Source organism: Meiothermus sp. QL-1 (assembly GCF_003351145.1).
In the GTDB taxonomy this organism is placed as follows: Bacteria; Deinococcota; Deinococci; order Deinococcales; family Thermaceae; genus Meiothermus.
In genome coordinates, this window is record NZ_QQSV01000005.1 from 1 (window position 1) to 25659 (window position 25659).

General features: G+C 66.1%; 25 protein-coding genes. 15 read left to right on the forward strand and 10 right to left on the reverse strand.

What is annotated here, in order from left to right; all coding sequences use genetic code 11:
* The first annotated feature begins 140 nt into the window (after positions 1-140).
* Positions 141-659 (forward strand): DinB family protein, encoded by a 519-nt coding sequence (locus DV704_RS06890; RefSeq protein ID WP_233498278.1) that lies wholly within the window; start codon positions 141-143, stop codon positions 657-659.
* Here DV704_RS06890 and galT read toward each other — a convergent pair.
* The 10 genes from galT to DV704_RS06940 form a co-directional block, all read right to left on the reverse strand.
* On the reverse strand, positions 636-1694 hold the full coding sequence (gene galT / locus DV704_RS06895) for a galactose-1-phosphate uridylyltransferase (RefSeq protein WP_199489953.1): 1059 nt from the start codon (positions 1692-1694) through the stop codon (positions 636-638). The genes DV704_RS06890 and galT overlap by 24 nt on opposite strands.
* An 11-nt stretch (positions 1695-1705) precedes the next feature.
* Complete coding sequence (locus DV704_RS12455; RefSeq protein ID WP_114798849.1) at positions 1706-3154, reverse strand: glycoside hydrolase family 36 protein; 1449 nt, start codon at positions 3152-3154, stop codon at positions 1706-1708.
* 4 nt (positions 3155-3158) lie between these two features.
* On the reverse strand, positions 3159-5099 hold the full coding sequence (locus DV704_RS06905) for a beta-galactosidase (protein WP_114798850.1): 1941 nt from the start codon (positions 5097-5099) through the stop codon (positions 3159-3161).
* An 18-nt stretch (positions 5100-5117) separates the two neighbouring features.
* Complete coding sequence (locus tag DV704_RS06910; RefSeq protein WP_114798851.1) at positions 5118-6125, reverse strand: carbohydrate ABC transporter permease; 1008 nt, start codon at positions 6123-6125, stop codon at positions 5118-5120.
* On the reverse strand, positions 6122-6961 hold the full coding sequence (locus DV704_RS06915) for a carbohydrate ABC transporter permease (RefSeq protein WP_114798852.1): 840 nt from the start codon (positions 6959-6961) through the stop codon (positions 6122-6124). Before DV704_RS06915 ends, DV704_RS06910 begins: the two co-directional genes overlap by 4 nt.
* Positions 6962-7012: 51 nt before the next feature.
* Entirely contained in the window at positions 7013-8305 is a 1293-nt protein-coding gene (locus DV704_RS06920; RefSeq protein WP_114798853.1) for an ABC transporter substrate-binding protein, read from the reverse strand.
* Positions 8306-8424: 119 nt separating this feature from the next.
* Positions 8425-9228 (reverse strand): DeoR/GlpR family DNA-binding transcription regulator, encoded by an 804-nt coding sequence (locus DV704_RS06925; protein ID WP_114798854.1) that lies wholly within the window; start codon positions 9226-9228, stop codon positions 8425-8427.
* A 41-nt stretch (positions 9229-9269) separates the two neighbouring features.
* Positions 9270-10631 carry a sensor histidine kinase KdpD gene (locus DV704_RS06930; RefSeq protein ID WP_114798855.1) on the reverse strand — a complete coding sequence of 454 codons (1362 nt, stop codon included), beginning with the start codon at positions 10629-10631 and terminating at the stop codon, positions 9270-9272.
* A 22-nt stretch (positions 10632-10653) separates the two neighbouring features.
* The gene (locus DV704_RS06935; protein ID WP_114798856.1) at positions 10654-11328 is read right to left on the reverse strand and encodes a response regulator transcription factor; all 675 of its coding nucleotides are present in this window, start codon (positions 11326-11328) and stop codon (positions 10654-10656) included.
* Positions 11325-11684 (reverse strand): hypothetical protein, encoded by a 360-nt coding sequence (locus DV704_RS06940; RefSeq protein ID WP_114798857.1) that lies wholly within the window; start codon positions 11682-11684, stop codon positions 11325-11327. Before DV704_RS06940 ends, DV704_RS06935 begins: the two co-directional genes overlap by 4 nt.
* A 249-nt stretch (positions 11685-11933) precedes the next feature.
* On the opposite strand from DV704_RS06940, the gene argF reads away from it, so the two are divergent.
* From argF to DV704_RS07010, 14 genes are all read left to right on the forward strand, one after another.
* On the forward strand, positions 11934-12848 hold the full coding sequence (gene argF / locus DV704_RS06945) for an ornithine carbamoyltransferase (RefSeq protein WP_233498279.1): 915 nt from the start codon (positions 11934-11936) through the stop codon (positions 12846-12848).
* Positions 12849-12856: 8 nt separating this feature from the next.
* Complete coding sequence (gene argC, locus DV704_RS06950; protein ID WP_114798859.1) at positions 12857-13822, forward strand: N-acetyl-gamma-glutamyl-phosphate reductase; 966 nt, start codon at positions 12857-12859, stop codon at positions 13820-13822.
* A 1-nt stretch (position 13823) separates the two neighbouring features.
* Complete coding sequence (locus tag DV704_RS06955) at positions 13824-14360, forward strand: DsbA family protein (RefSeq protein ID WP_114798860.1); 537 nt, start codon at positions 13824-13826, stop codon at positions 14358-14360.
* Between the two features lie 10 nt (positions 14361-14370).
* Positions 14371-14922, forward strand: a complete 552-nt coding sequence (gene pyrE, locus DV704_RS06960) for an orotate phosphoribosyltransferase (RefSeq protein ID WP_114798861.1) — start codon at positions 14371-14373, stop codon at positions 14920-14922.
* 14 nt (positions 14923-14936) lie between these two features.
* Complete coding sequence (locus DV704_RS06965) at positions 14937-15974, forward strand: stage II sporulation protein M (protein ID WP_114798862.1); 1038 nt, start codon at positions 14937-14939, stop codon at positions 15972-15974.
* A gap of 38 nt (positions 15975-16012) precedes the next feature.
* The gene (locus tag DV704_RS06970; protein ID WP_114798863.1) at positions 16013-17047 is read left to right on the forward strand and encodes an NAD(P)H-dependent glycerol-3-phosphate dehydrogenase; all 1035 of its coding nucleotides are present in this window, start codon (positions 16013-16015) and stop codon (positions 17045-17047) included.
* A 173-nt stretch (positions 17048-17220) separates the two neighbouring features.
* A complete protein-coding gene (locus DV704_RS06975; RefSeq protein ID WP_114798864.1) occupies positions 17221-18135 on the forward strand; it encodes a sugar ABC transporter substrate-binding protein in 915 nt (304 codons plus the stop codon).
* Between the two features lie 67 nt (positions 18136-18202).
* On the forward strand, positions 18203-19231 hold the full coding sequence (locus DV704_RS06980) for an ABC transporter permease (RefSeq protein ID WP_114798865.1): 1029 nt from the start codon (positions 18203-18205) through the stop codon (positions 19229-19231).
* 2 nt (positions 19232-19233) lie between these two features.
* The gene (locus DV704_RS06985) at positions 19234-20076 is read left to right on the forward strand and encodes an ATP-binding cassette domain-containing protein (RefSeq protein WP_114798866.1); all 843 of its coding nucleotides are present in this window, start codon (positions 19234-19236) and stop codon (positions 20074-20076) included.
* Positions 20077-20261: 185 nt separating this feature from the next.
* Positions 20262-21266: an inositol 2-dehydrogenase gene (gene iolG, locus DV704_RS06990; RefSeq protein WP_233498280.1), complete on the forward strand. Its 1005-nt coding sequence runs from the start codon at positions 20262-20264 to the stop codon at positions 21264-21266.
* A gap of 15 nt (positions 21267-21281) precedes the next feature.
* The gene (iolD, locus tag DV704_RS06995) at positions 21282-23159 is read left to right on the forward strand and encodes a 3D-(3,5/4)-trihydroxycyclohexane-1,2-dione acylhydrolase (decyclizing) (protein ID WP_114798867.1); all 1878 of its coding nucleotides are present in this window, start codon (positions 21282-21284) and stop codon (positions 23157-23159) included.
* Positions 23160-23171: 12 nt separating this feature from the next.
* Positions 23172-24098: a TIM barrel protein gene (locus DV704_RS07000; RefSeq protein WP_114798868.1), complete on the forward strand. Its 927-nt coding sequence runs from the start codon at positions 23172-23174 to the stop codon at positions 24096-24098.
* A gap of 6 nt (positions 24099-24104) precedes the next feature.
* On the forward strand, positions 24105-25115 hold the full coding sequence (iolC, locus tag DV704_RS07005; RefSeq protein WP_114798869.1) for a 5-dehydro-2-deoxygluconokinase: 1011 nt from the start codon (positions 24105-24107) through the stop codon (positions 25113-25115).
* Positions 25115-25645, forward strand: a complete 531-nt coding sequence (locus tag DV704_RS07010; protein ID WP_158539612.1) for a sugar phosphate isomerase/epimerase — start codon at positions 25115-25117, stop codon at positions 25643-25645. Before iolC ends, DV704_RS07010 begins: the two co-directional genes overlap by 1 nt.
* Positions 25646-25659 lie beyond the last annotated feature (14 nt).

Consider the following 25659-nt stretch of genomic DNA (forward strand, 5'->3'; position numbering starts at 1 on the left):
AGGGTCAGGTAGGGCATCACGAAGGCCCACTCCTCATCGCTCACATCCGAGGGGTACGGTCTACGCTTCATGTTATAAACATAACTGTCCTTCTTCGTTTCGAATAGGTTCTTACCAGCCTCTAGGCTACAATCAGAAGCATGGTGGAAGTCCCCCCTTTTCTGCGCGGCGACATCGAGGGCGTGCACGGCCTGGTCTCGGTTTGGATGAGAAACCTGGAGGAGGTCGAGGAGATCGTACAGAAGTGGGCCAGCGACCTCCCCGCAGAGGGCTTCTGGTGGGTGCCGGCCCCAGAGGCCAACCCCATTGGGGGCCTCATACGGCATATTGGGGGCTCCTCCTACCGGCTTTTCCTGCGGGGCACAGGCCAGGAAATCCCCCCGGCCCTGCGAAAGCGCCCTCCCGAGGAGCTGGCCCCCACCGGCGAGCCCCCTGCTGAGGTGCTGCAGGTCTTTGCCGAGCAGATGGAGCAGGTCAGGATCGGCCTGCGGCGGCTCGGCAGCGAAGACCTAGAGCGGCGGGTACAGGTGGGCCCCCACAGCGTACGGGCCATCTACGTACTCGACCACATCGGCGCCCACGCCCTGCACCACGCGGGCCAGATCATCACCACCCGCAAGCTCTGGAACGCACGCTCAGCCAACGGGAACCGCCCTTAGCGCCTGGGCGGTCTCCTCGGGCAGGGCGTCCATGGCGAAGGTGCCGGCGGCCACCTCGGTGCCGGCCAGGTACTTGAGCTTATCAGCGGTGCGCAAGGCGGGGTAGAACTCCACGTGGAAGTGAAAGAAACCCTCGGCCGCTTTGGGGGCTGCGTGCAGGGCCATCACGTAGGGCATGGGCCGCTGGAAGAGCCCATCCAGCTTACCCACCACCTGGCCCAGGGCCCAAGCCAGGCTCCGCACCTCGGCTGGGGTAAAGGCCCAGGGGCCCGGGCGGAAGGCCTTTGGAAAAACCCAGACCTCGTAGGGGTAGCGAGCAAAGGGCGGCACGCAGGCCAGGGTGTGCTCGTCCTCGCAGACCGTGTAGGGCCCCAGGTGGGGCAGGAGCTCGAGCAGAACCGGGGCCTGCCGGAAGGCCTCGAGCTCCCGTTGCAGGATGGGGGGTATCCAGGGGTAGGCGTAGATCTGGCCGTGGGGATGGTGCAGCGTCACCCCCACCGCCTCCCCCCGGTTCTCAAAGGGCATGACGAACTGGATGGCCTCCCGGGCGTAAAGCTCCCGATAGCGGTCGGCCCAGACCTCCACCAGAAGCACCCGCCGCTCAGAGCTCAGGGTAGCCAGGCTGCCGGTGTCCTCAGGGGTGTAGACCACCACCTCACACTCCCCCCTGGCATCGCGGACGGGAACGGGCAGGTCCTGGGGGGGCTCCCCAGCCTTGGGGGAAAGGGCCGGCCAGCGGTTCTGGAACACCGCAATCTCGAAGTCCTCAAAGGGAATCTCGGTGGGAAAGCCCCCGGGCCGGCTCGGAGCCAGGGGGTCGAACTCCTTGGGCGGCAAAAAGGTGCGCCCCTGCCGGCTGGCGGCGAAAACCACCCACTCCTGCCGCAAGGGATGCCAGCGGGCGTGCGAGCGGGCCTCCTGGGCCAGCTCGCCCTCCTCCAAAGCAGGCAGGGTGTGGGGCTTTAGGCCGTATAGGTAGAGCATCCGACCATCTTTTTTGCGGTAGACGCGCTTGTGCAGACTCACCTGGGTCATACTCCCATCCGCTATAGCCAGCGCGAAAAGTCCACCTCGCGCCCGTCGATGCTAAAGGTGTAAGGCCCGGTTTGCTCGACCGCCGGGCTATACAGAAGCCAGGCCCGCAGCGCCTCCCGCTCCTCGCCATCCAGCCACTCGGGCGGGTCCGAGGTGGCCTTGAACCCAGCCACCAAGGCCAGGTCCTGCAGCACAGCCCGCTGGGCCGGGGTGAGCAGGTTGTAGCGGCTGCGGAAAAAGACCACATCGGGGTCGGTATGCACCAGGGGCCTGAGCCAAAGCCGGTGCAGGCTGGTGCGCAGCGCGTTGTAGGCGCTGGGGCCGGTGGGGTCGTGCAGGAAAACCCTGCGGTCCTCGTTGTCCCAGTAAGGGGCTACATCCGGCCCTATGCGCAGCCCATCCACCAGCCCGATTGAGGCCAGGATGGGCGCACCGCAGGCCAGCAGATAGACCTCCTCGCCCGCCGCCTCGCGGATAAGGCGCAAAGCCTCTCGATAAGCCTCCTCCCGGGAAAGCTCGAGGTGCCGCTTCCCCGGCAGGGCTGCGGCAAACAGGAAGTCGAGCTTGAGGTATCGGAACCCCCAGCCCCGCACCGTCTGGATTAGCCTATAAAGCCAGTCCTGCACAGCAGGCAGGGTCACATCCAGGGCATAGTAGCCCCCCCAGTTGTTCCCCGCCAGCACCAGCTCGCCCTGCTCGTCGCGCAAAAACCAGTCGGGGTGCGCCTGGAAGAGCCTGGAGCTGGGCCGGGCAATAAAGGGGGCCAGCCAAAGCCCAGGGATGAGGCCCTGGGCCTGGGCCCTGAGAGCCAGAAAGCTCATCCCGGAGGGGAAATTGGCGTTGGGCTCCCAGTCGCCGATGTTTTGCTGCCAGCCGTCGTCTATCTGAAAAACCTCGAAGGGCAGCCCCTGCAACCCCGCCAGGACCTGCAAAAGCCGCTCCTCGGAGATATCCCTGTAGTGGCCATACCAGCTACACCAGACCCTGGGGGCAGCACCCTGCGGCCGCACCCCCAGGGTGGTGGCCAAAAGCTCGGCGTAGCGGCCCAGCACCTCCTGCGGGGCTCCATAGGCCAGGAACCAGGGGGTATCGTGTTCGGCCTGGCCCTTCAGGAAAAGCCGGTCGGCCTCCACCCGGGCCCCTGGGCGCAGGGCTCCCAAAAAGAGCATCTGCCCCTCGTAGCCCTCCACCCCCCCCAGGCCGCTCCCCCCATGGACCGGGGAAAGGGCATAGGCTGGATCGTCGCACTGGGGACGGCGCTCAGGCGGCAGGATGGGCTTGGGACTCTCCCGCAGGCTCACCCAGGCCGCCTCGCTCCAGCTCTGCCAGCCGTGCTTGAAAAACATCGAACGGCCAAAAGGGTGCCCTACCTGCACGCTCCGCCCGTGCAGCAGGTAGCCCCCCAGGGTTTCCTCCACCCGCTCGGCCTGCACCGAAAACTCGAGCCCCCCCAGCTCCATGGCCTCACCCCTCGAAAACGCTTATATCATAGGGGGCCACCACCGGCCCGCCCAGGAGGAAGCGAGCCCCCCGGGGAGCCGGGACGGGCTGGGGCCGGTCGCTATAGTTGAAGGCGAAGACCACCCCACCCCGCCGCCGCAGGCGGAGCCCCTCGGGCAGGGGGTGGACCGGCAGCCCTAGCTGTCCGGCCAGCTGGCCCAGGTAGCTTTGGAGGAAATCCAGCTCCGGCCAGAAGGCCAGGTAGCCGTAGCGCTGGTGGTGATAGAGGGCCCCCCGCCCGTCGGCAAAGCGGGCCTCCGGCAAAAGAGGGCTTTCTATCCATTCCCGCCAAACCCCCGCCTGCCAGTCCCTTCCAGCCCACTCCACCCGCTCCCAAAGCCCGGGCCGCAGGCTCTCCACCCGGGTGACCCGGATGGGCAGCAGGGCCTGGAGGGGTCCAGGGGGCAGACCCGGGGATATACCCAAGGACTCGGTCTTGGAGCCGGTGCGGGGGCCAAAGACCAGGACGCCCGGGGCCTCCTGGAAGGCAGCCAGGGCCTCCTCGCGCAAAATGGGCAGGCTGGGCACCACCACCAGCTTGTAGGCCCTGAGGCTGGCCCCGGGCGGCACAAAGTCCACGTCCAGCCCCAAGCGGCGCAAAGCCTGGTAGAAGCGCCAGACCAGATCGCGGTACACAAAGCCCTGGCCCTGGGGCTGGATGCGGTAGACCCAGTCGGCCTCGTAATCGAAAACCAGGGCCACCGGGGCCGGGTCGGAGGGGGGTAGGGGGGGTAGGGCGGCCAGCTCCCGGGCCAGCCTCTGCACCTCGAAAAAGCCCACATCCGGCAGAAAGTCGGGCCGGTTTAGCCCGGCATGGAACTGCTCCTGGGCCTTGGGGAACTGGCGCCAGCGGAAGTAGCTCACCACCTCAGCCCCGTGGGCAAAGGCCTCCCACGTCCAAAGCCGCACCATGCCGGGGGCCGGGGAGGGGTTGTGGTGGGCCCAGTTCACCGGACCCGGCTGCTGTTCCACCACCCACCAACGGGGCTTCACCCCACGGTAGAGGTCGTGGTGGAAGGCGGCCATGTCGGGATGGCCGGTGCGGGCGTAGCGGCGCTTCTCCTCCTCGCTGCAAGGCAGCACGTCCATGTCGGTAAAGCCCAGCGGATAGCTATCCCAGCCCGCAATGTCGAGGTCCTTGGCCAGCTTGAAGTGGTCGAAGTCCGGGGTGTAGCCCATGAAGTTGTGCAGGATAAAGCGCCCGGGGGCATGAGCCCGCAGAATTTCCACCTGCATCCGGTTGAAGGCCACCACCTGGTCGGAGCTGAAGCGGTAAAAGTCCAGCCAGTGGGCGGGGTTGGCCTCGGTCACGGTCTGGTTGGGCAGCTCAACCTCGTCGAAAGAGCGGTAGACCATGCTCCAGAAGACGTTGCCCCAGGCCTCGTTCAGGACCTCGATCTGGCCGTAGCGCTCCTCTAGCCAGAGGCGGAAAGCGCGCAGGTCCTCAGGACCATAGCTGCGGGTGGTGTCGTGGCAGCCGTACTCGTTGTCGGTCTGCCAGCCGGCTACGTAGGGGTTCTGGCCGTAGCGCTGGGCCAAGAGGGTCACGATGCGGCGGGCCTGCTCGCGGTAGGCACGGCTGCTGAAGGTGTAGTGGCGGCGCGAGCCAAACCTGCGGGGGCGGCCATAGATATCGTAGCCCAGGACCTCGGGGTACCGGTCCACCAGCCATTTAGGCGGGGTGGCGGTAGGGGTGCCCAGCACCACTTTGAGGCCGGCCTGGCCCAGGGTCTCGATGGCCTCGTCCAGCCAGGCCCACTCGAGCCGTTCGGGCTCGGGCTCTATGCGGCTCCAGGCGAACTCGCCGATGCGAACATAGCGAAGACCCAGCTCCCGCATCCGCGCGGCGTCCTCGGCCCAGCGCTCTCGGGGCCAGTGTTCGGGATAGTAGCAAACGCCCAGCATACAAGACTCCAGGCAGGCTCAGTCCTTCACCCCGCCCGCGGTGATGCCCGCGATGAAGTAGCGCTGCAGGAAGAGAAAGAGGATGAGGAAGGGAAGAGTGGTCAGCACCGCGCCCACCATGATGCCGCCCCAGGAAACCCGGGTCAGGCCGATGAGCGAGCCCAGGGCCACCGGGGCGGTCTGCATGTTTTTGTCCGAGAGCACCAGCAAAGGCCAGAGATAGTCGTTCCAGGCAGAAAGGAAGAGGATGATGGCCAGAGCGGCCATGGCCGGGAGCACCAGCGGCAGGGCAATGCGGAAAAAGATGCGCAGCTCGCTGGCCCCGTCAATCCGGGCTGCCTCCAGGAGGCTTTGGGGTAGGCTTAAGAAGTTCTGCCGCATGAAAAAAACCCCCAGGCTGTTGGCCAAAGCGGGCAGGATGACCGCCCAGTAGGTATTGGTCAGACGGAAGTCGAAGCTCAGGGCCTCACGCAGCGCCGGCACTCCCCAGAACAAATAGGCTAAAGCCGCTGTAAGATAGCCCAGCCAAAGCCAGCGGCTAAGCCCAGGGGAAAAGCGCAGCCAGGCCAACAGCACGGCCACCCCCCCAAACACCCCCATGCCTATGAAAAGCGCCAGCAGGGTCTTGGCCTCGCGGGCGACCAGGATGAACTGCGGGATCACCACCGCGAAGTAGGGGATGGTGAGGGTGGCGATGACCAGCGAGAAAAGCAGGCCCTTCCCGAAGAACTGAAAGCGGGCAAAGGCGTAGCCCGCCAGGCTGGTGAGCACCAGCGAGAGCAGGGTGTAGAGGCTCGAGACCGCCACGCTGTTGAAAAGGGCGCGCAAAAAATTGGTGTCGGCCTGCAGGTTCTGCAGGTTGGCCCAGAAACGGTCGCCCGGGAGCAAGGGGGTGGGGGTACTGAAGATGGCGGTCTCGGGGTGGGTGGAAAAGACCAGCATCAGCCACAAAGGGGCCAACCACAAAAGGGCCAGCGGAGTGAGGAAGAGGTGCAAGGCCAGGCCCTGCCAAAAGCGCCGCTTCATGGCTCCCTCCCGAACATCCTGAGCTGAATAAGGGAGAAGACCAGCGCCAGCAGGGTGATAACATAGGCGATGGCTGAAGCGTAGCCGAAGTTGATGTTCTGAAAGCCCTGGCGGTAAAGATAAACTCCCAGGGTGGTGGTGGCCGTACCGGGGCCGCCGTTGGTGATGAGCCAGGGCTCGGTAAAAAGCTGTAGCGTGCCGATGATGGAGAGCACCAGGCAAAACAGGAGCACCGGCCGCAGGCTGGGCAGGGTAATCCGCCAAAACTGCTGCCAGGGGCTGGCCCCGTCTATCTCGGCGGCCTCGTAGAGCTCTTTGGGGATGTTCTGCAACCCGGCCAGGATGATGATGGCGTTGTAGCCGGTCCAGCGCCAGGTCAGGGCCACGATGATGACCACCATCGCCCCCACCGGGTCAAAAAGCCAGTTGAACTCGAGCCCCAGCGCCGCGTTCACCGCCCCGTTTGGGTTGAAGAGAAGACGAAAGACCGCCGAGTAGGCCACTGCCCCCACCACCACCGGGGCAAAGAAGGCGAAGCGAAAGAAGCCTCGAGCCCTGAGAAGCTGCGAATTGAGCGCCAGCGCCAGCATGGTAGCCAGGGCCAGCATCAGCGGCACCTGGATAACCAGGATGAGCAGCGTGTTGCGCAGGGCATCCCAGAAGGCCGCGTCCCGCAGGATGCGGCCCCAGTTAACACCTGGGTCCCACACTGGGGGATAGACCCGGGTGTTCTGGAAGGAAAGCAACAGCGAGTCCAGAATGGGCCAGGCCCAGAACAGGGCGAAGATGACCAGGTAGGGCAGCAAGAACAGGTAGGGGGTGGCTCCGGGCTTCACGCGGGCTCCAAAAAAGGGGGTGAGGCGGTCCTCACCCCCAGCGGCGTGGGGCTATCGGGCGATGGGCAGACCCGTGGCCTGCGAGATCTGCTGGGCCGCCGCGTCAAGGGCGGCCTTGGCATTGGGGAAGCGCCCGGCCACGTAGTCGGCCTGGACCTTAACCATGATGGCGCGGGCCTCCTGGAAGAACTGCGTACCGCGGGCCGCGGGCACGCTGCCCAAGGTGCCCAGGACTACCTGCCAGATGCGCTGGTTCCCCCAGTAGGGCTGGGGCTGCTGCACGTAGGGGTCGCGGGTGGCTGCGAGCAGCGAGGGCACCAGGCCGTACTGCCTCAGCATGGTGATCTGCCCCTCGGTGGTGGCCAGGGCGTAGCGCACAAAGGCCCAGGCCGCCTCCTTGTTGCGCGACGAGGCCGGGATGGCCAGGGCCGAACCGCCCAGGTTGGCGGCCCGCACCCCTCCGGGGCGGGAGGCCGGCATGGGGTAGACCCCCCACCTGCCGCTCTGCTCGGGGGCGTTGGAGCGGATGGTGCCCTCATACCAGGCCCCGAACATGCTGGTGGCCACGGTGCCAGCCTTGATGGCCTGAATCTGCTCGTTCCAGCCTCCCTGCAGCACGATTCCGGCGTCAATGAGCCGCTTGACCGTCTCCAACGCGGTCACGCAGCCCGGCTGGTTTACCGTAACCGCGGTGCCCTCATTGTTGAAGTAGAAGCAGCCGTTCTGGTTGGCCAGCATGCGGAACCACTCGTCGTCCTGGCCGTTGGCAATCACCCCCACCTTGACCCGGTTGTTGGTGGCAGCCCCAATCCTCCGCCCAGCGGCGATAAAGTCGTCCCAGGTGCGGATGGTGTTGGGGTTCACCCCGGCCTGGCTGTAGATGTCCCGACGGTAGAACATCACCACCGGGCCCGAGTCCCAGGGGATGGCGTAGATCCGGTTGCCCACGGTGAGTTCGGTCCATTTGAAGGCCGGGAAAAGGCTGCGCAGGGTGGAAGCCGCGGGCTGCAGGGTGTTGAGGTCGGTGAAGCAGTTGGGGAAGCGGGCCCAGAAGACCTCGGCCTCGTTGTTCTCCACCGAGTACACATCGGGCAAATCACCCCCACCCGCCGCGCAACCGGCCAGGCCCCGGTCGTACACCGCCTGGTTGCCCAGGTCCAGCACCGTAACCTTGACGTTGGGGAAAAGCCGGTTAAAACCGGGGATGTTGGCCTCCAGGGCCTTGGCTGCAATATCCCAGCTCCAGACCGTAATCTCCCCCCGCAGGTTGGGGTTCCCCTGCAGCGGCTGGGCCGCGGCCAGCGAAAAGGCCAGGGCCGTACCTAAAACCAGTATTCGCCTCATGCCTTCCTCCCTAAAAAACCTCGTTCCGGGGTGGCGCGCGGCCAACGTACCGGCTTTGGTTTCCCGGTCAAAGGTTCAAAGGCAGTCTAAGGGGGTTTCTTTTGACTTGTCAATAGTTGCTATTTTTTTCTTTTACTTTCGCTTTCCCTGGGGGCCACCGCCACCTCGAGCCCCGCCTCGCGCAGGCGCACCAGGTCCTCGTCCTTGGCCCTGCGGTCGGTGACCAGCATCGAGGCCGCCCCCAAAGGGGCGATGCGGGCCGCGGCCACCTGCATCAGCTTGCTGTGGTCGGCCAGCACAATGGTCTCGCGGGCTGCCTCTATCATGGCCCGCTTGATCTCGGCCTCCTGCAGGTTGGTGTTGGTGAAGCCCTTCTCGGGGTGCACCCCGTTGCAACCGATGAAGGCTTTGTCGGCGTTGATCTCCTTGAGCAGAAGGGTGCCGTAGGGGTTCACCAGCGAGTGCTGCAGCGGCCTCAGGGTGCCCCCCGTGACAATCACCGTAAGGCCAGGGTGGGCCTCGAGCAGAAGGGCGATATTGAGAGCGCTGGTGATAACCACCACATTCCTGAGCCCCGGCGAGAGGGCCCGGGCCAGCTCGGTGGTGGTGCTGCCCACGTCCAGGATTATGGTCTCGCCGTCGCGCACCAGGCCGGCAGCGTAGCGGCCTATGCTCTCCTTCTCCCGCGCGTGCACCTGCCGGGTCTCCTCCAGCGGCAGCTCAAAGCGCTTGGCCTCGGCCGGCACCGCCCCCCCTCGGGTGCGGCGCAGCAGCCCCTGGCGCTCTAGGTACTCCAAATCGGTGCGTACCGTAACCGCTGAGACGCCAAAGCGCTGGGCCAGATGCCCCACCACCACCCGGCCCTCCTGCCGCAGGGCCTTGAGGATCTCCTGGTGGCGCAGGGTGGCCTCGAGGGAGGGCATAGCGCAAGCATACGAAAGCCTTCGCCAAAAAACAAATGGCCTCACTCCTCCTCCGGCAAAAGCGGCAGGAACACCGTGAAGCGGGTCTCACCGGGGCGGCTGGCCACGCGGATCTCGCCCCCGTGGGCCTCGGCAATCTGTTTGGCGATGGCCAGCCCCAGCCCCGTGCCCCCCTCGGGCCCCCGGGCAAAGCGGGTGAAGAGGCGGGGCATCAGCTCAGGAGGAATCCCCGGCCCCTGGTCGATGACCGCAAAGGCCGCCCAAGGCTGCTTGGGCAGGCGGGTCTCGGGGGTGGAGGTGGTGCGGGCCTCATCGGCCGACTCGTAGGGGTCAGGGGGGTTGTCGGTGGGCTCCTTCACCGTCCAAACCCGCACCTCCACCTTCTCCGGGCTGCCCGCGGCCCGCACCGCGTTGGCGATCAGGTTGCGCGCGAGCTGCAGCAACCGGTCGGGGTCACCCAGCACCTCAGGAAAGCGGGGGGGCATCCTGAGCCGCACCCCAGGGTACTCCCCCACCGCCTGGCGCAGCAGCTCGCCCAGGTGGATGATGTGGGGATTGACGGTGCGTTCGGCCTCGCCGCGGGCCAAAGCCAGCAGGTCCTGCACCATGCGCGCGGTATGGGCCGCAATCTTGCGGGCCCGCTCGAGCATCTCGCTGTCCTGGGGGTTGCGCGAAAGCCGCTCGAGGTAGCCATTCAGCGAGGTCAGGGGCGTGCGCAGCTCGTGGGAGACCTCGGCCAAGAAGGCCCGCTCCCTCTCCTGGGCCTCCTTCAGCTCGCGCAGGAGGTCGTTGACCTTCTCTACCATCACCCCCAGGTCGTCCTTGGGACCGGCGTAGTAGATGGGCTCGAGGTTCCTGGGTCCCCGGCGCTCCACCTCCGAGGCCGCGCGGTGCAGAGGGATGAGCGAGAGCTGTGCCGCCAGCACAATCAAGAGGGCCCCCACCGGCAGCAAAAAGGCCATGCCCTGGACCAACGCCGTGCGCACCGTGGCCGAGATGGCCTCGATGTAGCGGGTATCCTGGCTTACCACCACCACCGCCCCGGGGATGGCCTGGTAGGCGGCCATGAAGTAAGGGGCGTAGTAGGGCTTGGGGGTGGTGCTGGCGGCGCGGATGTAGGGCTTGGGCACCCGCTGGTCGAACTCGGGGGAGGGGGCCACAAGGAGCTCCCCTTCCAGGGTGTAAAAGCTAACCACCACCGGCCCCGAGCGGGGCAGGCTGATCTCCCCCGCCCGGCCCGAGGCGTAAAGCTCGGCCACCTCGCTCACGTAGCGCAGAAGCGTGCGCTCGACCTGGCCGTATAGCCCAAAGTTTACGCTGTATACCGCGATGCCCAGGGTAAGGGCCAGAATCAGCACCCAAAGGACTGCATAGGCCAGGATGAGGCGAGCACGGAAGGACATGCGCTACCTGTGGGGCCCAGGCTCATTCCGCGTCCCGCTGGCGCAGGGCGTAGCCCACCCCTCGCACGGTACGCAGGTAGCCGTAAGCACCGGCCTCGCGCAGCTTGGCCCTGAGGTTGGCGATGTGCACGTCTACCACGTTGGAGTCGCGCTCGAGCTGCCGCCCCCACAGATGCTCCTCGATCTCCTGGCGGCTGAAGACCTTGCCCGCCCGGCTGGCCAGCAGCGAGAGCAGCTCGAACTCCTTGGGCGAAAGCCGGATCTCCTGCCCCTCGAAGAAAACCTGGCGCTTGGAGATGTGGACCTCCAACCCCCCGACGCTCACCTGCTCCCCCCCTTCGCGGTGGCGGAGCTGCACCTGGATGCGGGCCAGAAGCTCGGCCGGGTGGAAGGGCTTGACGATGTAGTCATCGGCTCCGTCTGAAAGCAGGCTCACCTTGCGCTCCACCGCGTCGGCTGCGGTGAGCACGATGATGGGCACCTCATAGCCCGCCCGGATGCGCCGGGCCACCTCGCCCCCGTCCAGGTCGGGCAGGCCCAGGTCGAGGATTACCAGGTCGGGCACCGCCTCGCGCAGGCGGACCAGACCCGGCATCCCCCCTGGGGCCCAGTCCACCGCAAAGCCGGCCTCGCCCAGCTCGAGCTGCAGCAGGTGGGCGATCTCAGGGTCGTCCTCTATGAGCAGAATGCGTTTCATCGGACCTCCGGCAAAACCCGCCCCTCAGGCAGGTTCAAACGATAGATGCGGGTCAGAAGCTCGCTCAGGCTGACGCGCTCTCCTTGGAGCAGGAGGACCACATCCCCGTTGGGGGTCGTAATCCCATTGTACGGAGGGCGATAACCCCCATCCACCCGGAAGAGCACCCGGACCTCGCGGTTGGCCGGCGCAGCCACCTTGCTCTGCAGAACCAGGTTGCGCTGCTCCACCTGCCAGACCACATATACCGTCAGAAGGTCAGGGGATACCACCCGAATCTCACTTCCCGAGGGAATGCTAGGCAGATTGGGCAGGGGTGCCAGCGCCAACACAAAGGCCAATACCAGACTCCGCATCGTCCCACCACTATGCAGGGCTAATCGAACGGGCGCATGGGACTCCGGTAAAGGGCACTTTAGGCGCGGCCAGAAAAGACAGCGGCATGGGACCCGACTGCCCTGGCCCAATGCTAGTACAAGCCCCAGCCCCCAAAGTTTAGCATTTCTTTAGCTTTTTGCACGAAGAAGACTCGCGTATAATCAAGCCCTACCGGTGCTTGTTTATGCACCGCAGGGAGGCGACCCGTGGTAAAAATCCCAGAACCTGTGGCCAAGGGCCGCGACTTTCTTTCCAACCTTGACCTTTCTCCTGCTGAGTACCGGGCCGTGCTGGACACCGCCCACGCCATGAAGCGGGGGGCCTTCCGGGGCCTGCGCCCGCTGGAGGGAAAAACCCTGGCCATGATCTTCGAGAAGCCCTCCTTGCGCACCCGCACCACCTTTGAGGTGGCCATGAACCAGCTCGGGGGACACGCCATCAACCTGACCAACGCCGAGATTGGCCTGGGCACCCGCGAGCCCGTGCGGGACATCGCGCTCAACCTCGAGCGCTGGGTGGACGCCATCATGGCCCGGGTCTACCTCCACTCCACCCTGGAGGAGCTGGCCCGCTACTCCTCTAAACCGGTCATCAACGGGCTGTCGGACCTTTTGCACCCGGTGCAGCTCTTGGCCGACTACCAGACTATAGAGGAGCACTTCGGCAGCACCAAAGGCCTGCGGGTGACCTACATCGGCGACGGCAACAACATGGCCAACGCCCACATCCAGTGCGCGGTGCTCTCGGGGGTCAAGCTCACCATCGCCACCCCGCGCGGCTACGAACCCAACGCGGTGATCTACATGGAGGCCCTCAAGCTCGGGGCCGACGTAACCCTAACCCACGACCCCCAGGCCGCAGTGGAGGGCGCGCAGGTGCTCTACACCGACGTCTGGGTCTCCATGGGGCAGGAGGCCGAGGCCAGCCAAAGGCGCAAGGTCAAGGACTTCGCCGGCTTCCAGGTCACCCCGGCCATGCTCGAGCGAATCGACCCCGATGGCATCTTCCTCCACTGCCTGCCGGCCCACTACGGGGAAGAGGTGGTGGAGGAGGCCACTTTGCACCGGAAGTCGCGGGTTTTTGACCAGGCGGAAAACCGCCTGCACGCCCAGAAGGCCCTGCTCTACCATCTGCTGGGCTAGGGGGAGCCATGCCGAAGCCCAAGGTTTTCATCGATGGGGAAGCCGGCACCACCGGGCTGCAAATTCGCGGGCGGCTGGAGGGGCGCACCGACCTGGAACTCATCTCCATAGCCCCAGCCCTGCGCAAGGACCCCGCCGAGCGCAGGCGCCTTCTGAACCAGGCCGACGTGGCCATCCTTTGCTTACCCGACGAGGAGGCCAGGGCTGCAGTGCGGATGGTGGAAAACCCCGAGACCCGCATCCTGGACGCCAGCTCGGCCCACCGGGTGGCGGAGGGCTGGGTCTACGGATTTCCCGAGCTGGCCCCAGACCAGCCCGGGCGCATCCGCCAGGCCCGCTTCGTGGCCAACCCCGGCTGTTACCCTACCGGGGTCATCGCCCTGCTGCGTCCCCTGTTGGATGCAGGCCTGCTGCCGCGCGACCACCCCATCTCGGTCCACGCCATCTCGGGCTACTCGGGCGGTGGCCGGCAGCTCATCGAGGCCATGGAGGGCCGGGGGGAACACCGTCTGGCCGGCGACTACCGGGCCTACGGCCTGGAGCTTGCCCACAAGCACCTCCCTGAGATGACCCTGTACTCTGGCCTAAAGCGCCCCCCCATCTTCACCCCCAGCGTGGCCCGCTTCCGCCAGGGCATGCTGGACTTTATCCCGCTGCACCTTTGGGCCCTGCCTAAGAAGGTGCGCGGGGCAGAGCTGCACGAGGCTTTAGCAGAGCGCTACAAGAACCAGCGCTTCATCCGGGTGATGCCCCTGGAGACCTGCGGCCAGCACCACCCCGTGCTCGACCCCCAGGCCCTCAACGGCACCAACCTGCTCGAGCTCTTCGTCTTCGAGAACCCTGCCCAGGAGCAGGCCCTGCTGGTGGCCCGCTTCGACAACCTGGGCAAGGGGGCCTCGGGGGCTGCGGTACAGAACCTGGACCTGATGCTGGGGCTGGAGGGTCCCTACAGCTACGAGTACCACGGGGCCTAGGGTGGAACAGGTCGAGATCTACCTGGACTACCTCTGCCCCTACGCGTGGCGGGGGCTCGAGCTGGCCTATGCCGCAAGGTGGCTTGGCCTGGAACTGACCCTGCGCCACTTCCGCCACTCGATGGAAGCCTCGGGGGCCCTGCAGGCCTTTCTGGCCTCCCATGCCGCCCGTCAGCAGGGGAAGGCTGCCCACCTACGCTTCGCCCTGGTCCTCTTTCGCCTCTACCACCAGGAAAAAGCCCCCCTCGACGGGGAAACCCTGGTGGAGGCAGCCATTCGGGCAGGGCTGGAGCTGGAGCGGTTCATGGCCGACCTGGAGGAGGAAGAGGTCCGGCGCCAGGAGCTCGCCTTCGATCTGGAAAGCGCGCGGGAACTAGGGGTGCGCGAAACCCCCACCTTCGTGCTGGGCTCGGGCGACGCAGCCTGCCTCCGCTTCGAACAGCTCACCACCGAGCCCGAGCTGGCAGGCCATCTGTGGGAGCTGTTCACCGCCTTGCTCCACAACGGGGCCCATGTGAAAAGCATCCATCGGCTTTAGGATGAGGGCCGTGGACGTGCTCGAGCTTTACCGCAAGACCGGGGCCTTACTGGAGGGTCACTTCCTGCTGCGCTCAGGGCGGCACTCGCCCAGGTTCCTGCAAAGCACCACCCTGCTGCAACACCCCCTCTACGCCGAGGCGGTGGGCCAGGCCCTGGCCGGTCTTTTCGAGGAACTGTCGGTGGACTTCGTGGTGGGCCCGGCCATGGGCGGGGTGGTGCTCGCCTTCGTGACCGCCAAGGCCCTGGGGGCGCGGGCGTTGTTTGCCGAGAAGGACGGGATGGGGGGCATGCGGGTGCGCGAGGGGCTCACCATCCACCCCGGCGAGCGCTTCCTGGCCGTGGAGGACGTGGTCACCACCGGCGCTTCGGTGCAGCAGGCCATCCGGGCAGCCGAGGCCAAGGGGGCCCGCTGCGTGGCGGTGGGGGCCATTGTGGACCGCAGCGGGGGCCGGGCGGAGTTCGGGGTGCCCTTCCGGGCTCTTCTCGAGCTCGACTTCCCCACCTACGCCCCCGCCTCCTGCCCGCTTTGCCAAAGGGGTATTCCGCTAGAAGAAGTTTAGGTAGGCTAGAAGGGATGCGAAGCCTGGCTCGAGTCATCCGGTGGTGCGCCCTGGCGGTAAGCCTCCTGGGGCTGGCCCTAGCCCAGCCCAACGTGGAGCTTGCCCGCCAAGCGGTGGAAGACTGGCGGGCAGGAAAATACCGGGTGAACCCCTCTGCCCAGTCGCCCGAGGAGCTCATCCAGTTCCTGGAGCGCAGTCTGGCCTTCCCCGAGCCCCCTGGGGACCTGGCGGTGAACCTGGACGAACCCCTGGAGGAAACCACCCCGCAAGGCAGCCTGGTCCGCTTCCCCGCCACCGCGGGCGGGCGTGGGGGCGAGGTGCGGGTTGTCCTCCGCAACGGCGAGGTAACCCGGATTGGCTTCAGCCCCGAAGGGGGTCTTCTTCCCGGCTGGCTGCGAAGCCCCCTGGCGGGGGCCCTCCTGGCCGCTTTATCGCTGGGCTGGCTCCTGGCGCTGCGGGGCAACAACAGCCTGGCCCGCTGGTGGGCCGAGGGCTGGGCGGTGGTGCGGCGGCACTGGGGCCTTTATGTGGGCACCAACCTGGGCCTCTACGGCCTCTTTGCTTTGGGGGGGCTGGTGGCCTACGCCAATCCCCAGCTGGTCCGGCTAACCCAGGAGCTGGTGGGGGGCGCCCTGGAGCAGATCGGCCTTGGAAAGGCCCTGGGCAGCGGGGTGCTGGGCCTGGCCGCCGTAATCTTCTACTGGAACCTCACCAATGGCCTCCTGCTCACCACCGCGGTCCCCGGGCTGCTACTGGGCATCCCCGCCCTCCTCATCAACGCGGCGCGCTACTTCGTGCTGGGCTTCGCCCTGAGCCCGGTGGCCCTGCCTCTCGTCAACTACCTGCTCCACCTGCCCACCATCGTGATAGAGCTTCAGGCCTACATCCTGGCCACCTTTGGCGGTATGGTGCTGATGCTCAAAACCCTGCGGGGTGAGGGCTACCGGGCCGGCCTGCGGGCTTTGGCCCTCACGGTCTACCTGGGGGCTTTCTTCCTGCTTTTGGGGGCTTGGTACGAGGCCTTCTCCATCCTGGTGCTGATGCGCCCCTAGCCGGCTGGGCCTGGGATTGGGTAAGTTGAGGCGGTCGCATGCCCTACCCCACCCCCCTTCCCCAACCCCACCCCCAGGCCCACCCCGACGCCAGTCCCATCGCGGTGCTAGGGGCCGGCGCCTGGGGCACCGCGCTGGCCCTGCTGGCTGCCTCGAAGGGAACCCCTGTCTACCTATGGACCCGCCGAAAGGAGCACGCCCGCGCCATGCAGGAGGAGCGGCAAAACCGCGAGTACCTGCCCGGGGTTCCCTTCCCCAAAACCCTCTACCCCACCGCCGAGGCCGAGGAGGCCCTGGCCCAGGCCCAGTTTGCGGTGGTGGCGGTGCCCTCCAGGGCCTTGCGCGCTACCCTGGAAGCCCTGCCCCCAGCCCCGGCCTATTTATCGGTGGTGAAGGGGCTCCACTACGGCGAGCATCACCTGCTGCGGATGACCCAGGTCATCGAGGCGGCCACAGGGGTAAAGCGACTGGCGGCGCTCTCGGGCCCTAACCTGGCCGAGGAGGTGGCCCGCTTCCTTCCCGCCGCGGCGGTGGTGGCCTCGCACGACCCCTCGCTGGCCCAGGCGGTGCAGCAGGTCTTCAGCGGCCCCAGCTTCCGCGTCTACACCTCCTCGGACCTGATCGGGGTGGAGCTGGGGGGGGCCCTTAAGAACGTGATTGCCCTGGCCGCCGGGATGGTGGATGGGCTGGGGCTGGGCGACAACGCCAAGGCCGCCCTAATTACCCGGGGGTTGCGGGAAATCGTCCGTTTTGGGGTGGCATGGGGTGCACAGGAGGCCACCTTCATGGGTCTTTCGGGCCTGGGGGACCTGATTGCCACCGCCCACAGCCCCCTCTCGCGCAACCGCAGGGCTGGGGAGCGCATCGCCAGGGGGGAGACCCTGGCCCAGCTCGAGGCGCAAAGGTCGGTGGTGGAGGGCATCTACACCGTGAAGGCTCTACACGCCTGGGACCAGGCCACCGGGGCCGACCTGCCCATCACCGAGGCGGTCTACCGGGTCATCTATCTGGGGGCCAACCCCCTAGAGGAGCTCTCCCGCCTGATGGGGCGGGAGGCCAAGCCGGAGTCTTGAGCAAAACGAAAGCATAAATTTCGTTTTTCCCCGAGTTTAGAAAACAAAAACTTGACAAACGAAACTTCTCGCGCATAGAATGACCGTGACCTGATAACCAGGGTCAAGGCCGAGGAAGCACCGGTCACCCCTTCGCGGGAGTGGGGCAAGCCCTCGGCAGGGGAGGTTTCGCAATGAGAAAGCTCTGGCTGGCGATGCTGTTGGCGCTGGGTATGGGTCTGGCCCTAGCCCAGCAAGTGCGGATCGTAGTGGTTTCCCACGGACAGGCCGCTGATCCCTTCTGGTCTGTGGTAAAGAACGGGGTGGAGGCTGCGGCCAGGGAGACCGGGGCCCGGGTGGAATACCGTGCTCCCGAGACCTTTGACATGGTGCGGATGGCCCAGCTCATTGATGCCGCGGTGGCCTCGAGGCCCAGCGGTATTGTGGTCTCGATTCCCGACGGAAAAGCGTTGGAGCGTTCTATCCGCGCCGCTGTGCGGGCCGGTATCCCGGTGGTCTCCATGAACTCCGGCTCGGACGTGGCCGAAAGCCTGGGGGTGCTGGTGCACGTGGGCCAGACCGAATACGAGGCCGGGCTGGGGGCGGGCCAGCGCATGAAGGCTGCCGGTGTCAAGAACGCCATCTGCGTGAACCATGAGGTGGGCAACGTGGCCCTTGACCTGCGCTGCAAGGGCTTCTTCGATGGGCTGGGGATTAGGCCCAACGTGATTCCGGTCAAAATCGGCGACCCCACTGGCATTCGCAATGCGGTGGCGGCTGCCTTGCAAAGAGACCCTACCATCGACGGGGTGCTAACCCTGGGCCCCACTACGGCCGAACCGGTGCTCCAGGCCCTGGAAGGCAAGAAGGTTACCTTTGGTACCTTCGACCTCTCCCCGGCGGTTCTGACCGCGCTTTCGCAGAGGAAGATGGCCTTCGCCATCGACCAGCAGCAGTGGCTGCAGGGCTATCTGCCCATCATTATTCTGAACAACTACGTTAAGTATGGGTTACTACCGGCCAATAAGGTGATTATGACCGGACCGGGCTTTGTGACCCCCGAGAACGCTGCCCAGGTGATAGAGCTCTCCAAACGAGGCATCCGCTAAAACCTCCTAGACCTCCAACCCGCGGGACTCCCGGGGTAAGTCCGGGAGTCCCTCCTCGAGGCAAACGATGGCGGTTAAGGTACAGCACGAACGATCTCTGAGCCGTTGGCAGCGGCTTTTGCTCCGCCCAGAGCTAGGCTCTATCGCTGGGCTGGTGGTGGTGTTCGCGTTTTTTGCCCTGGCGGCAGGAGGCAGCGGCTTTCTCTCTTGGGACGGCACACGCAACTACCTCGAGGTCGCCGCCCAGCTCGGCATCCTGGCCTCGGCGGTGGCGCTGCTGATGATTGCTGGGGAGTTCGACCTCTCGGTGGGCTCTATGATCGGGGTGGCTGCTATCAGCCTAGCCCTCCTGGCCCACCCTAGCTATGGCAATCTGCCCCTTTCCTTGGCTTTTCTTGTAACCCTGGGTTTCGCCCTTCTCGTCGGCTACCTGAACGGCTACCTGGTTATGCGCACGGGCCTGCCCAGCTTCATCGTGACCCTGGCCATGATGTTCATCCTGGCGGGGGCCAACATCGGCTTTACCAAGCTCATCACCAAACTGACCATCGTCTCCGGGCTCAACGAGAAAATCGCCGCCGACCCCTTCGCCCAGCTCTTCACCGGCTCGCTTCTGGGGTTGCCGGCAGCGGTCTGGTGGTGGCTGGGAACGACGGCGGTGCTCAGCTTCGTGCTGCTGCGCACCCCTTTTGGCAACTGGATTTTTGGAGCCGGAGGCGATGCCAACGCAGCCCGGAACGTGGGGGTGCCGGTGCGGCGGGTCAAGATTACCCTCTTCATGCTCACCGCCGCTGCAGCCACCCTGCTGGCCACTATCCAGGTCATGGGGCTGGGCTCGGCCAACGTGCTCCAGGGGCAGGGCAAGGAGCTCGAGGCCATCGCCGCAGCGGTGATTGGGGGCTGCCTGCTCACCGGAGGCTATGGCTCGGTAATTGGGGCGGGCATTGGGGCTTTGATTCTGGCCATCGTGCAGCAGGGCATCGTGTACACCAACATAGACCTGGACTGGTTCAAGGTGATGGTGGGGGGCATGATCCTGGGCGCCGTCATCCTGAACAACTACCTGCGCCGGCTCTCTTTGCAGGTGCGGAGGTGAGCATGACCCCCCTAATCGAACTGCGCAGGGTGAGCAAATACTTCGGGCCGGTGGTGGCGCTCAAGGACATCGACATGAAGGTCTACGCCGGAGAGGTGCACTGCTTGCTGGGGGACAACGGCGCCGGCAAGAGCACCCTGATCAAGACCCTCTCCGGGGTGCACCCCCCCTCCGAAGGGCAGATTCTGCTGGAAGGGGAGCCGGTGGTCTTTCGTTCGCCGCGCGATGCCCTCGAGCGGGGTATTGCCACCGTCTACCAGGACCTGGCCATGCTGCCCCTGATGAGCATCAGCCGGAACTTCTTCCTGGGCCGGGAGCCCAAGAAAAAGCTGGGCCCCCTGACCCTCTACGATGCGGCCTTGGCCGCACGGGTGGCACGGGAGGAGCTGCGCAAGATCGGCATCGAGATCCGCGACCCCGAACAGCCGGTGGGCACCCTTTCTGGGGGTGAGCGGCAGTCGGTGGCGATTGCCAGGGCGGTCTATTTTGGGGCCAAGGTGCTCATCCTGGACGAGCCCACCTCGGCTTTGGGGGTGAAGGAGTCGGCGGTGGTTTTGAAGTACATCGTGCAGGCCAAGCTGAGGGGCCTAGGGGTGATTTTCATCACCCACAACGTGCACCACGCCTGGGCGGTGGGGGATACCTTTACCGTGCTCAACCGGGGCAGAAGCTACGGCACCTTCAAGAAGGCCGAGACCACCCGGGAGCAGCTCCTGCAGATGATGGCCGGAGGGGAAGAGCTGGAGGCCCTTTCGGTGGAACTCGAGCTCATCGCCAAAAAAGACCCCACCGCAGCGGCCCAAATGGAACACCTGGTGGCCGAAGAGCTACACAAACCCAACTAACGCAGCCCTATGACAACGACCCAAAAGCGAACGCCAACCCCAAGAACCCAGGCCATGAGCCAAGTCTCCAGGAACGAACTTAGCTTTGGGCCTGATCCAGACCCCGGCTACTTTTGTGCAAGCAGTGCGCATGGTGGAGGGACTTGCCCTACGAGCAACGGGGAAATGCTGCTCAAGAGAACCCCATGAAGCCCCTCCGCATGGCCATGATTGGCGCAGGCCGCATGGGCCTGGCCCACGCCCGCATCCTGGCCGGGCGCTTTGAGTGCCGGGTGGTGCGGGTGGTGGATACCGTGGCCCAGAACGCCCTTCGGGTGGCCGCCGAGGTGGGGGCCGAGGCCAGCACCGCCCTCGAGGATGCCTTCAAGCCCGACATCGACGCGGTCATCATCACCACCCCTACCCCCACCCACGCCGAGATGGTGGAGGCCGCCGCACAGGCGGGCAAGGCCATCTTTGTGGAGAAGCCCATCGCCCTGAGCCTGGAGGCCGGGCGGCGGGCGGTAGAGGCGGTGGAAAAAAGCGGGGTGCCCTGCCAGGTGGGCTTCCAGCGCCGCTACGACCCGGCCTATGTGCGGGCTAAGGAGCTAATCGAGGCGGGCGCGCTGGGAAGGCTCGAGGGCATCCGGCTGGTGGGGCGCGACCCCCACCCGCCCGGGCTCGAGTTTCTCAAAACCAGCGGCGGCCTTTTGGTGGACATGGGCATCCACGACCTGGACTCGGCCCGCTTTCTTTTGGGCGAGGTGAGCGAGGTCTACGCCATCGGAGGGGCCCTGGCCGAGCCCCACCTGGCCCAGCACGGCCTCTTCGACACCGCGGTGGCCACTTTGCGCTTCGAGAATGGGGCGGTGGGGACGCTCGAGGTGGCCCTGCGCACCGCCTACGGCTACGACATCCGCTGCGAGGTGCTGGGCGAGAAGGGCCGCCTCCACATCGAGCAGGATCTGCGCCCCAACCTTTGGCGCTACGACCTACAGGGCGGCCACTTCGAGCGCCCGCGCAACTTCGAGGAGCGCTTCGCCGAGGCCTACGCCGCCCAAATGGTGGCCTTCGCCCGCAACCTGCACGCGGGCCGGCCCCTTTACCCGAGCGTACGCGACGCCTGGTACTCGCTGCGGCTGGCCAAGGCGGCGCAGCACGCCCTGGAGACCGGCCAGGTGGTAAGGGTGAGCGAGTACGGCGAATTGTGACCAAGGAGGTGTGACTTGCGCACGCAACGACTAACCGTAGCCCAGGCCCTGGTGAGGTTCCTGGCCGCCCAGTACACCGAGCGCGATGGCCGGAAGGAGCGGCTTATTGCCGGGGTCTGGGCCATCTTCGGACACGGCAACGTGGCCGGGCTGGGGCAGGCTTTGGAGGAGTACGGCGACGAGGTGGGCCTACCCACCTACCGGCCCCAGAACGAGCAGGCCATGGTTCATGCGGCCATCGCCTACGCCAAGCACAAGAACCGGCTTTCTACCTTCGCCTGCACCGCCTCGGTGGGGCCGGGTTCCACCAACATGCTCACCGCCGCGGCCACCGCTACGGTCAACCGGCTGCCGGTGCTGCTTTTGCCCTCCGACTACTTCGCCAACCGGCTGCCCGACCCGGTTCTGCAGCAGCTCGAGCACCCCACCGAACACGACGTCAGTGTTAACGACGCCTTTAGGCCCCTCTCGCGCTTCTTCACCCGCATCACCCGGCCCTCCCAGCTTCTCTCGGCCCTGCCCGAGGCCATGCGCGTCCTTACCGACCCCGCCGAAACCGGGGCCGTCACCATCGCCCTGCCCGAAGACGTGCAGACCGAAGCCTACGACTGGCCCGAAGCCTTCTTCGCCCAGCGGGTTTGGCGGGTGCGCCGCCCGGTACCCGAACCCGAGGCCCTAGCCGAGGCGGTAGCGCTCCTCAAGCAGGCCAGAAGGCCCCTGATCGTGAGCGGTGGGGGCACCCTCTACGCCGAGGCATCCGAAGCCCTGGCCGCTTTGGCCGAGACCCTGGGCCTCCCGGTCTGCGAGACCCAGGGGGGCAAAGGCGCTTTGCCCTGGAACCACCCTTGGTGCGTGGGGCCCATCGGGGCCAACGGGGGCACGGCGGCCAACCGGCTGGCCCGCGAGGCCGACGTGGTGCTGGCGGTGGGCACCCGGCTCGCCGACTTCACCACCGCCTCCAAGACCGCCTTCCAGCACCCCGGGGTGCGCTTTATTGGCCTCAACGTGGCCCCCTTCGACGCGGCCAAGGCCAACGGGGTGATGCTGGTGGCCGATGCCCGCCGGGGGCTGGAAGCCCTGCTGGAAGCGCTCAAAAGGCACCAGGGCAGCCCAGCTGCCTACCGCGCCGAGGTGGCCCGGCTCAAGCGCGAGTGGGACGAGACCGTGACCGCCTACCGCACCCCCAAGCCGGGAAAGAACCCGATGGCCCAGGCCGAGGTGATAGGCCTGGTGAACGAGGTGTACGGCGGCAAGGCCACGGTTATCTGTGCGGCAGGTAGCTTGCCGGGCGATTTGCTCAAGCTTTGGCGGCCCGAAGACCCCAAGGGCTACCACCTCGAGTACGGCTTCTCCTGCATGGGCTACGAGATTGCGGCAGGGGTGGGGGTAGCCCTGGCCGAACCCGGGCGCGAGGTGGTGGTCTTCGTAGGGGACGGGAGCTATCTGATGATGAACTCGGAGATTGTGACCGCGGTGGCCGAAGGGCTTTCCTTCACGGTTGTGCTGGTGGATAACCGGGCCTTTGGCTCCATCCGCGGCCTGCAAATGTCGTTGGGCTCGCCCTCCTTCAACAACGAGCTGCGCCGGCGAAACCCCAAAACGGGCCGCACCGACGGCCCCCCTGTGCAGGTGGACTTCGCCAAGCACGCCGAGGCGATGGGGGCTTTGGTCTGGCAGCCGCAGAACTACGCCGAGCTGGAGAAAGCCCTGAAAGAGGCCCGAAGGGCCCAGGGGGTGCGGGTGGTGGTGGTGCCGGTGAGCGTAGACGACCGGGTTCCCAGCTTCGAGGGCTGGTGGGATGTGCCGGTGGCGGAGATCTCGAACCAGCCAGCAGTAAAGCAGGCACGCCGGGAGTATGAGGCCCACCTAGCGAAGCAACGACGGTATTTCTGAGGTAGGCGCACCATGGCAATCCGTTTTGGCAACGCCCCCTGTAGCTGGGGCACCATCGAAGGGTTTGGGCAGGGCATCGGCTACCGCCAGATGCTCGACGAGCTGGTCGAGGCCGGCTACCGCGGCACCGAGCTGGGCGACTGGGGCTACATGCCCACCAACCCAACAGAGCTACGGCAGGAGCTGCAGCAGCGCGGCCTCACCCTCCTGGGGGCCTACGAGGGGGTTTATCTCAAAGACCCCGCCGAGCACGGCCCGGGGGAGGCCCGGGTTCTGCGCACCGCCCGCCTGCTCAAAAGCGTGGCCGAGGTGGGCGACGGGTGGCAACCCCTGTTGGTGCTGGCCGACGAGCACAGCCGCGACCCGTTGCGCTTCCAACACGCAGGCCGGGTCAGGCCCGAGATGGGTCTCTCGGCTTCGGAGTGGAAGACCTTTGCTTTGGGGGCCGAGCGTATCGCCAAGGCGGTGCGGGACGAGACCGGCCTGCGCACGGTCTTCCACCACCACTGCGCGGGCTATGTGGAAGCGCCCTGGGAGATTGAGGCCCTGCTCGAGCACACCGACCCCAGCCTTTTGGGCCTGGTCTTCGACACCGGGCACTTCCTTTACGGTAGCGGGGAAAACCGCCCCGAAGCAGTACTGGAGGCCCTGGAGCGCTTTCAAAAGCGCATCTGGTACGTGCACTACAAGGACTGCCACCCCGGCGTGGCCCAGGAAGCCCGCACAAAGGGCTGGAACTACAAGGAAGCAGTGGGCAGAGGAGTGTTCTGCGAACTGGGAGCAGGCCAGATCGACTTTGGCACGGTAACCCGGAAGCTCCTGGCCCTGGGCTACGACGGCTGGATTACCGTGGAACAAGATGTGCTGCCCGGCATGGGGGCCCCCAAGGCGAGCGCCGAGCGCAACCGGGCCTACCTGCGCAGGGTGACCGGCTACTAGAACCCCATGAACCCCACCTACGACCTCATCACCATTGGCCGCTGCTCCATCGACCTCTACTCCCAAGACCTGGGGGCAGCCTTTCCCCAGATTCGCACCTTTGGGGCCTACCTGGGCGGAAGCCCGCTGAACATCGCGGTGGGGGCAAGGCGGCTAGGCCTGCGCACCGCCCTGCTCACCGCCGTAGGCCCCGACCCGGTGGGCGAGTTCGTCCTGGAGCGGCTCAGGCGGGAGGGGGTGGAGACCCGCTTTATTCCGGTCAAGCCCGGCACCCGCACCCCGGCGGTGCTGCTGGGCATCGAGCCCCCGGACCGCTTTCCTATCACCTTTTACCGCGAGAACGCTGCGGATATTCAGCTTTCCATCGACGATGTGGCGGCCTTGCCCCTGGCCCAGACCCGGGCCGTGCAGCTTTCGGGGGCTGCCCTGGCCAAGGAGCCGAGCCGCAGCGCCATCTTCTACGCCGCCGAAGAGGCCAGGGCCCTGGGCCTCACGGTCTTCCTCGACCTCGACTTCCGCGCCGACGCCTGGCCCGACCCCCGCGCCTACGGCCTGGCCCTGCGAGCCCTGCTGCCATTGGTGGACATCGCTATCGGCACCGAGGAAGAGGTCAACGCAGCCATGCTGCGCCGCCCCGAGGACGTGGTCATCCGCCACTCCCAAATTACCGCGCCGGAAATCCGGGGCAACCTTGCGGCCAACATAGAGGCCCTGCTGGCCCGGGGGTTGAAGGCCCTGGTGGTGAAGCGGGGGGCCCAAGGCTCGGCGGTCTATCTACCCAGCGGGGAAGTGGTGGTCGCCTCCGGCTTTCCGGTGGAGGTGGTGAGCATCCTGGGCGCAGGGGACGCTTTTGCTGCTGGCTTCATCTACGGCTACCTGCAGGGTTGGGACTGGTACCAATGTGCCCGCTTAGGCAACGCCTGCGGGGCCATTGTGGTGGGGCGCATCGGTTGCGCCGACTTCACCCCGTACCTGGACGAGGTACTGGCCTTTGTAGAGGCTCGAGGAGGTTTTTGATGCATGCTCTGGGCGTGTGTACCTGGACTCTGGGCCCTTTGCCCCTGCCCGAAATTTTGGCGCGGGTTCGGCGGCTGGGGTTTAGTGGGGTAGAGCTGCTAGGCGATTTAGAAAACCTGACCACAACCGCAGTGCGAAACCTTTTGATTCAGGAAGACCTGGCCGTCTACTCGCTCACCCCGGCCAACGTGGATCTGGCCCACCCCGAGCCTGCGGTGCGAGGGGTAGCGCTGGACTACTACCGGCGCCTGCTGGACTTTGCCGCCGAGCTAGGAGGGCCCAAGGTGTCCTGCCACGGGGCCATGGGCCGGGTGGCCCCCCATATGAACATTGAGGAGCCCAGTCCGGCTGCGGCCATCCTCGAAGTGGGCCCCCACCTGGGGCTCTTCCACCTGGCCGACTCCAACCGGCTGGGCTTGGGCCACGGGCACACCGATTTTGCTGCCTTGCTGGGGGCTTTGCGCCAGGTGGATTACCGGGGGCCTTTGATCCTCTTTGTAAAGCCTGGGAACTACACTCCGCTTATCTAGAAAACAAGCTGGCC

Coding starts and splice junctions, on each gene's coding strand:
- DV704_RS06890 (WP_233498278.1), top strand. CDS start 141: ATGGTGGAAGTCCCCCCTTTTCTGCGCGGCGACATCGAGGGCGTGCAC.
- galT (WP_199489953.1), bottom strand. CDS start 1,694: ATGACCCAGGTGAGTCTGCACAAGCGCGTCTACCGCAAAAAAGATGGT.
- DV704_RS12455 (WP_114798849.1), bottom strand. CDS start 3,154: ATGGAGCTGGGGGGGCTCGAGTTTTCGGTGCAGGCCGAGCGGGTGGAG.
- DV704_RS06905 (WP_114798850.1), bottom strand. CDS start 5,099: ATGCTGGGCGTTTGCTACTATCCCGAACACTGGCCCCGAGAGCGCTGG.
- DV704_RS06910 (WP_114798851.1), bottom strand. CDS start 6,125: ATGAAGCGGCGCTTTTGGCAGGGCCTGGCCTTGCACCTCTTCCTCACT.
- DV704_RS06920 (WP_114798853.1), bottom strand. CDS start 8,305: ATGAGGCGAATACTGGTTTTAGGTACGGCCCTGGCCTTTTCGCTGGCC.
- DV704_RS06925 (WP_114798854.1), bottom strand. CDS start 9,228: ATGCCCTCCCTCGAGGCCACCCTGCGCCACCAGGAGATCCTCAAGGCC.
- DV704_RS06930 (WP_114798855.1), bottom strand. CDS start 10,631: ATGTCCTTCCGTGCTCGCCTCATCCTGGCCTATGCAGTCCTTTGGGTG.
- DV704_RS06935 (WP_114798856.1), bottom strand. CDS start 11,328: ATGAAACGCATTCTGCTCATAGAGGACGACCCTGAGATCGCCCACCTG.
- DV704_RS06940 (WP_114798857.1), bottom strand. CDS start 11,684: ATGCGGAGTCTGGTATTGGCCTTTGTGTTGGCGCTGGCACCCCTGCCC.
- argC (WP_114798859.1), top strand. CDS start 12,857: ATGCCGAAGCCCAAGGTTTTCATCGATGGGGAAGCCGGCACCACCGGG.
- DV704_RS06965 (WP_114798862.1), top strand. CDS start 14,937: ATGCGAAGCCTGGCTCGAGTCATCCGGTGGTGCGCCCTGGCGGTAAGC.
- DV704_RS06970 (WP_114798863.1), top strand. CDS start 16,013: ATGCCCTACCCCACCCCCCTTCCCCAACCCCACCCCCAGGCCCACCCC.
- DV704_RS06975 (WP_114798864.1), top strand. CDS start 17,221: ATGAGAAAGCTCTGGCTGGCGATGCTGTTGGCGCTGGGTATGGGTCTG.
- DV704_RS06980 (WP_114798865.1), top strand. CDS start 18,203: ATGGCGGTTAAGGTACAGCACGAACGATCTCTGAGCCGTTGGCAGCGG.
- DV704_RS06985 (WP_114798866.1), top strand. CDS start 19,234: ATGACCCCCCTAATCGAACTGCGCAGGGTGAGCAAATACTTCGGGCCG.
- iolG (WP_233498280.1), top strand. CDS start 20,262: ATGAAGCCCCTCCGCATGGCCATGATTGGCGCAGGCCGCATGGGCCTG.
- DV704_RS07000 (WP_114798868.1), top strand. CDS start 23,172: ATGGCAATCCGTTTTGGCAACGCCCCCTGTAGCTGGGGCACCATCGAA.
- iolC (WP_114798869.1), top strand. CDS start 24,105: ATGAACCCCACCTACGACCTCATCACCATTGGCCGCTGCTCCATCGAC.
- DV704_RS07010 (WP_158539612.1), top strand. CDS start 25,115: ATGCATGCTCTGGGCGTGTGTACCTGGACTCTGGGCCCTTTGCCCCTG.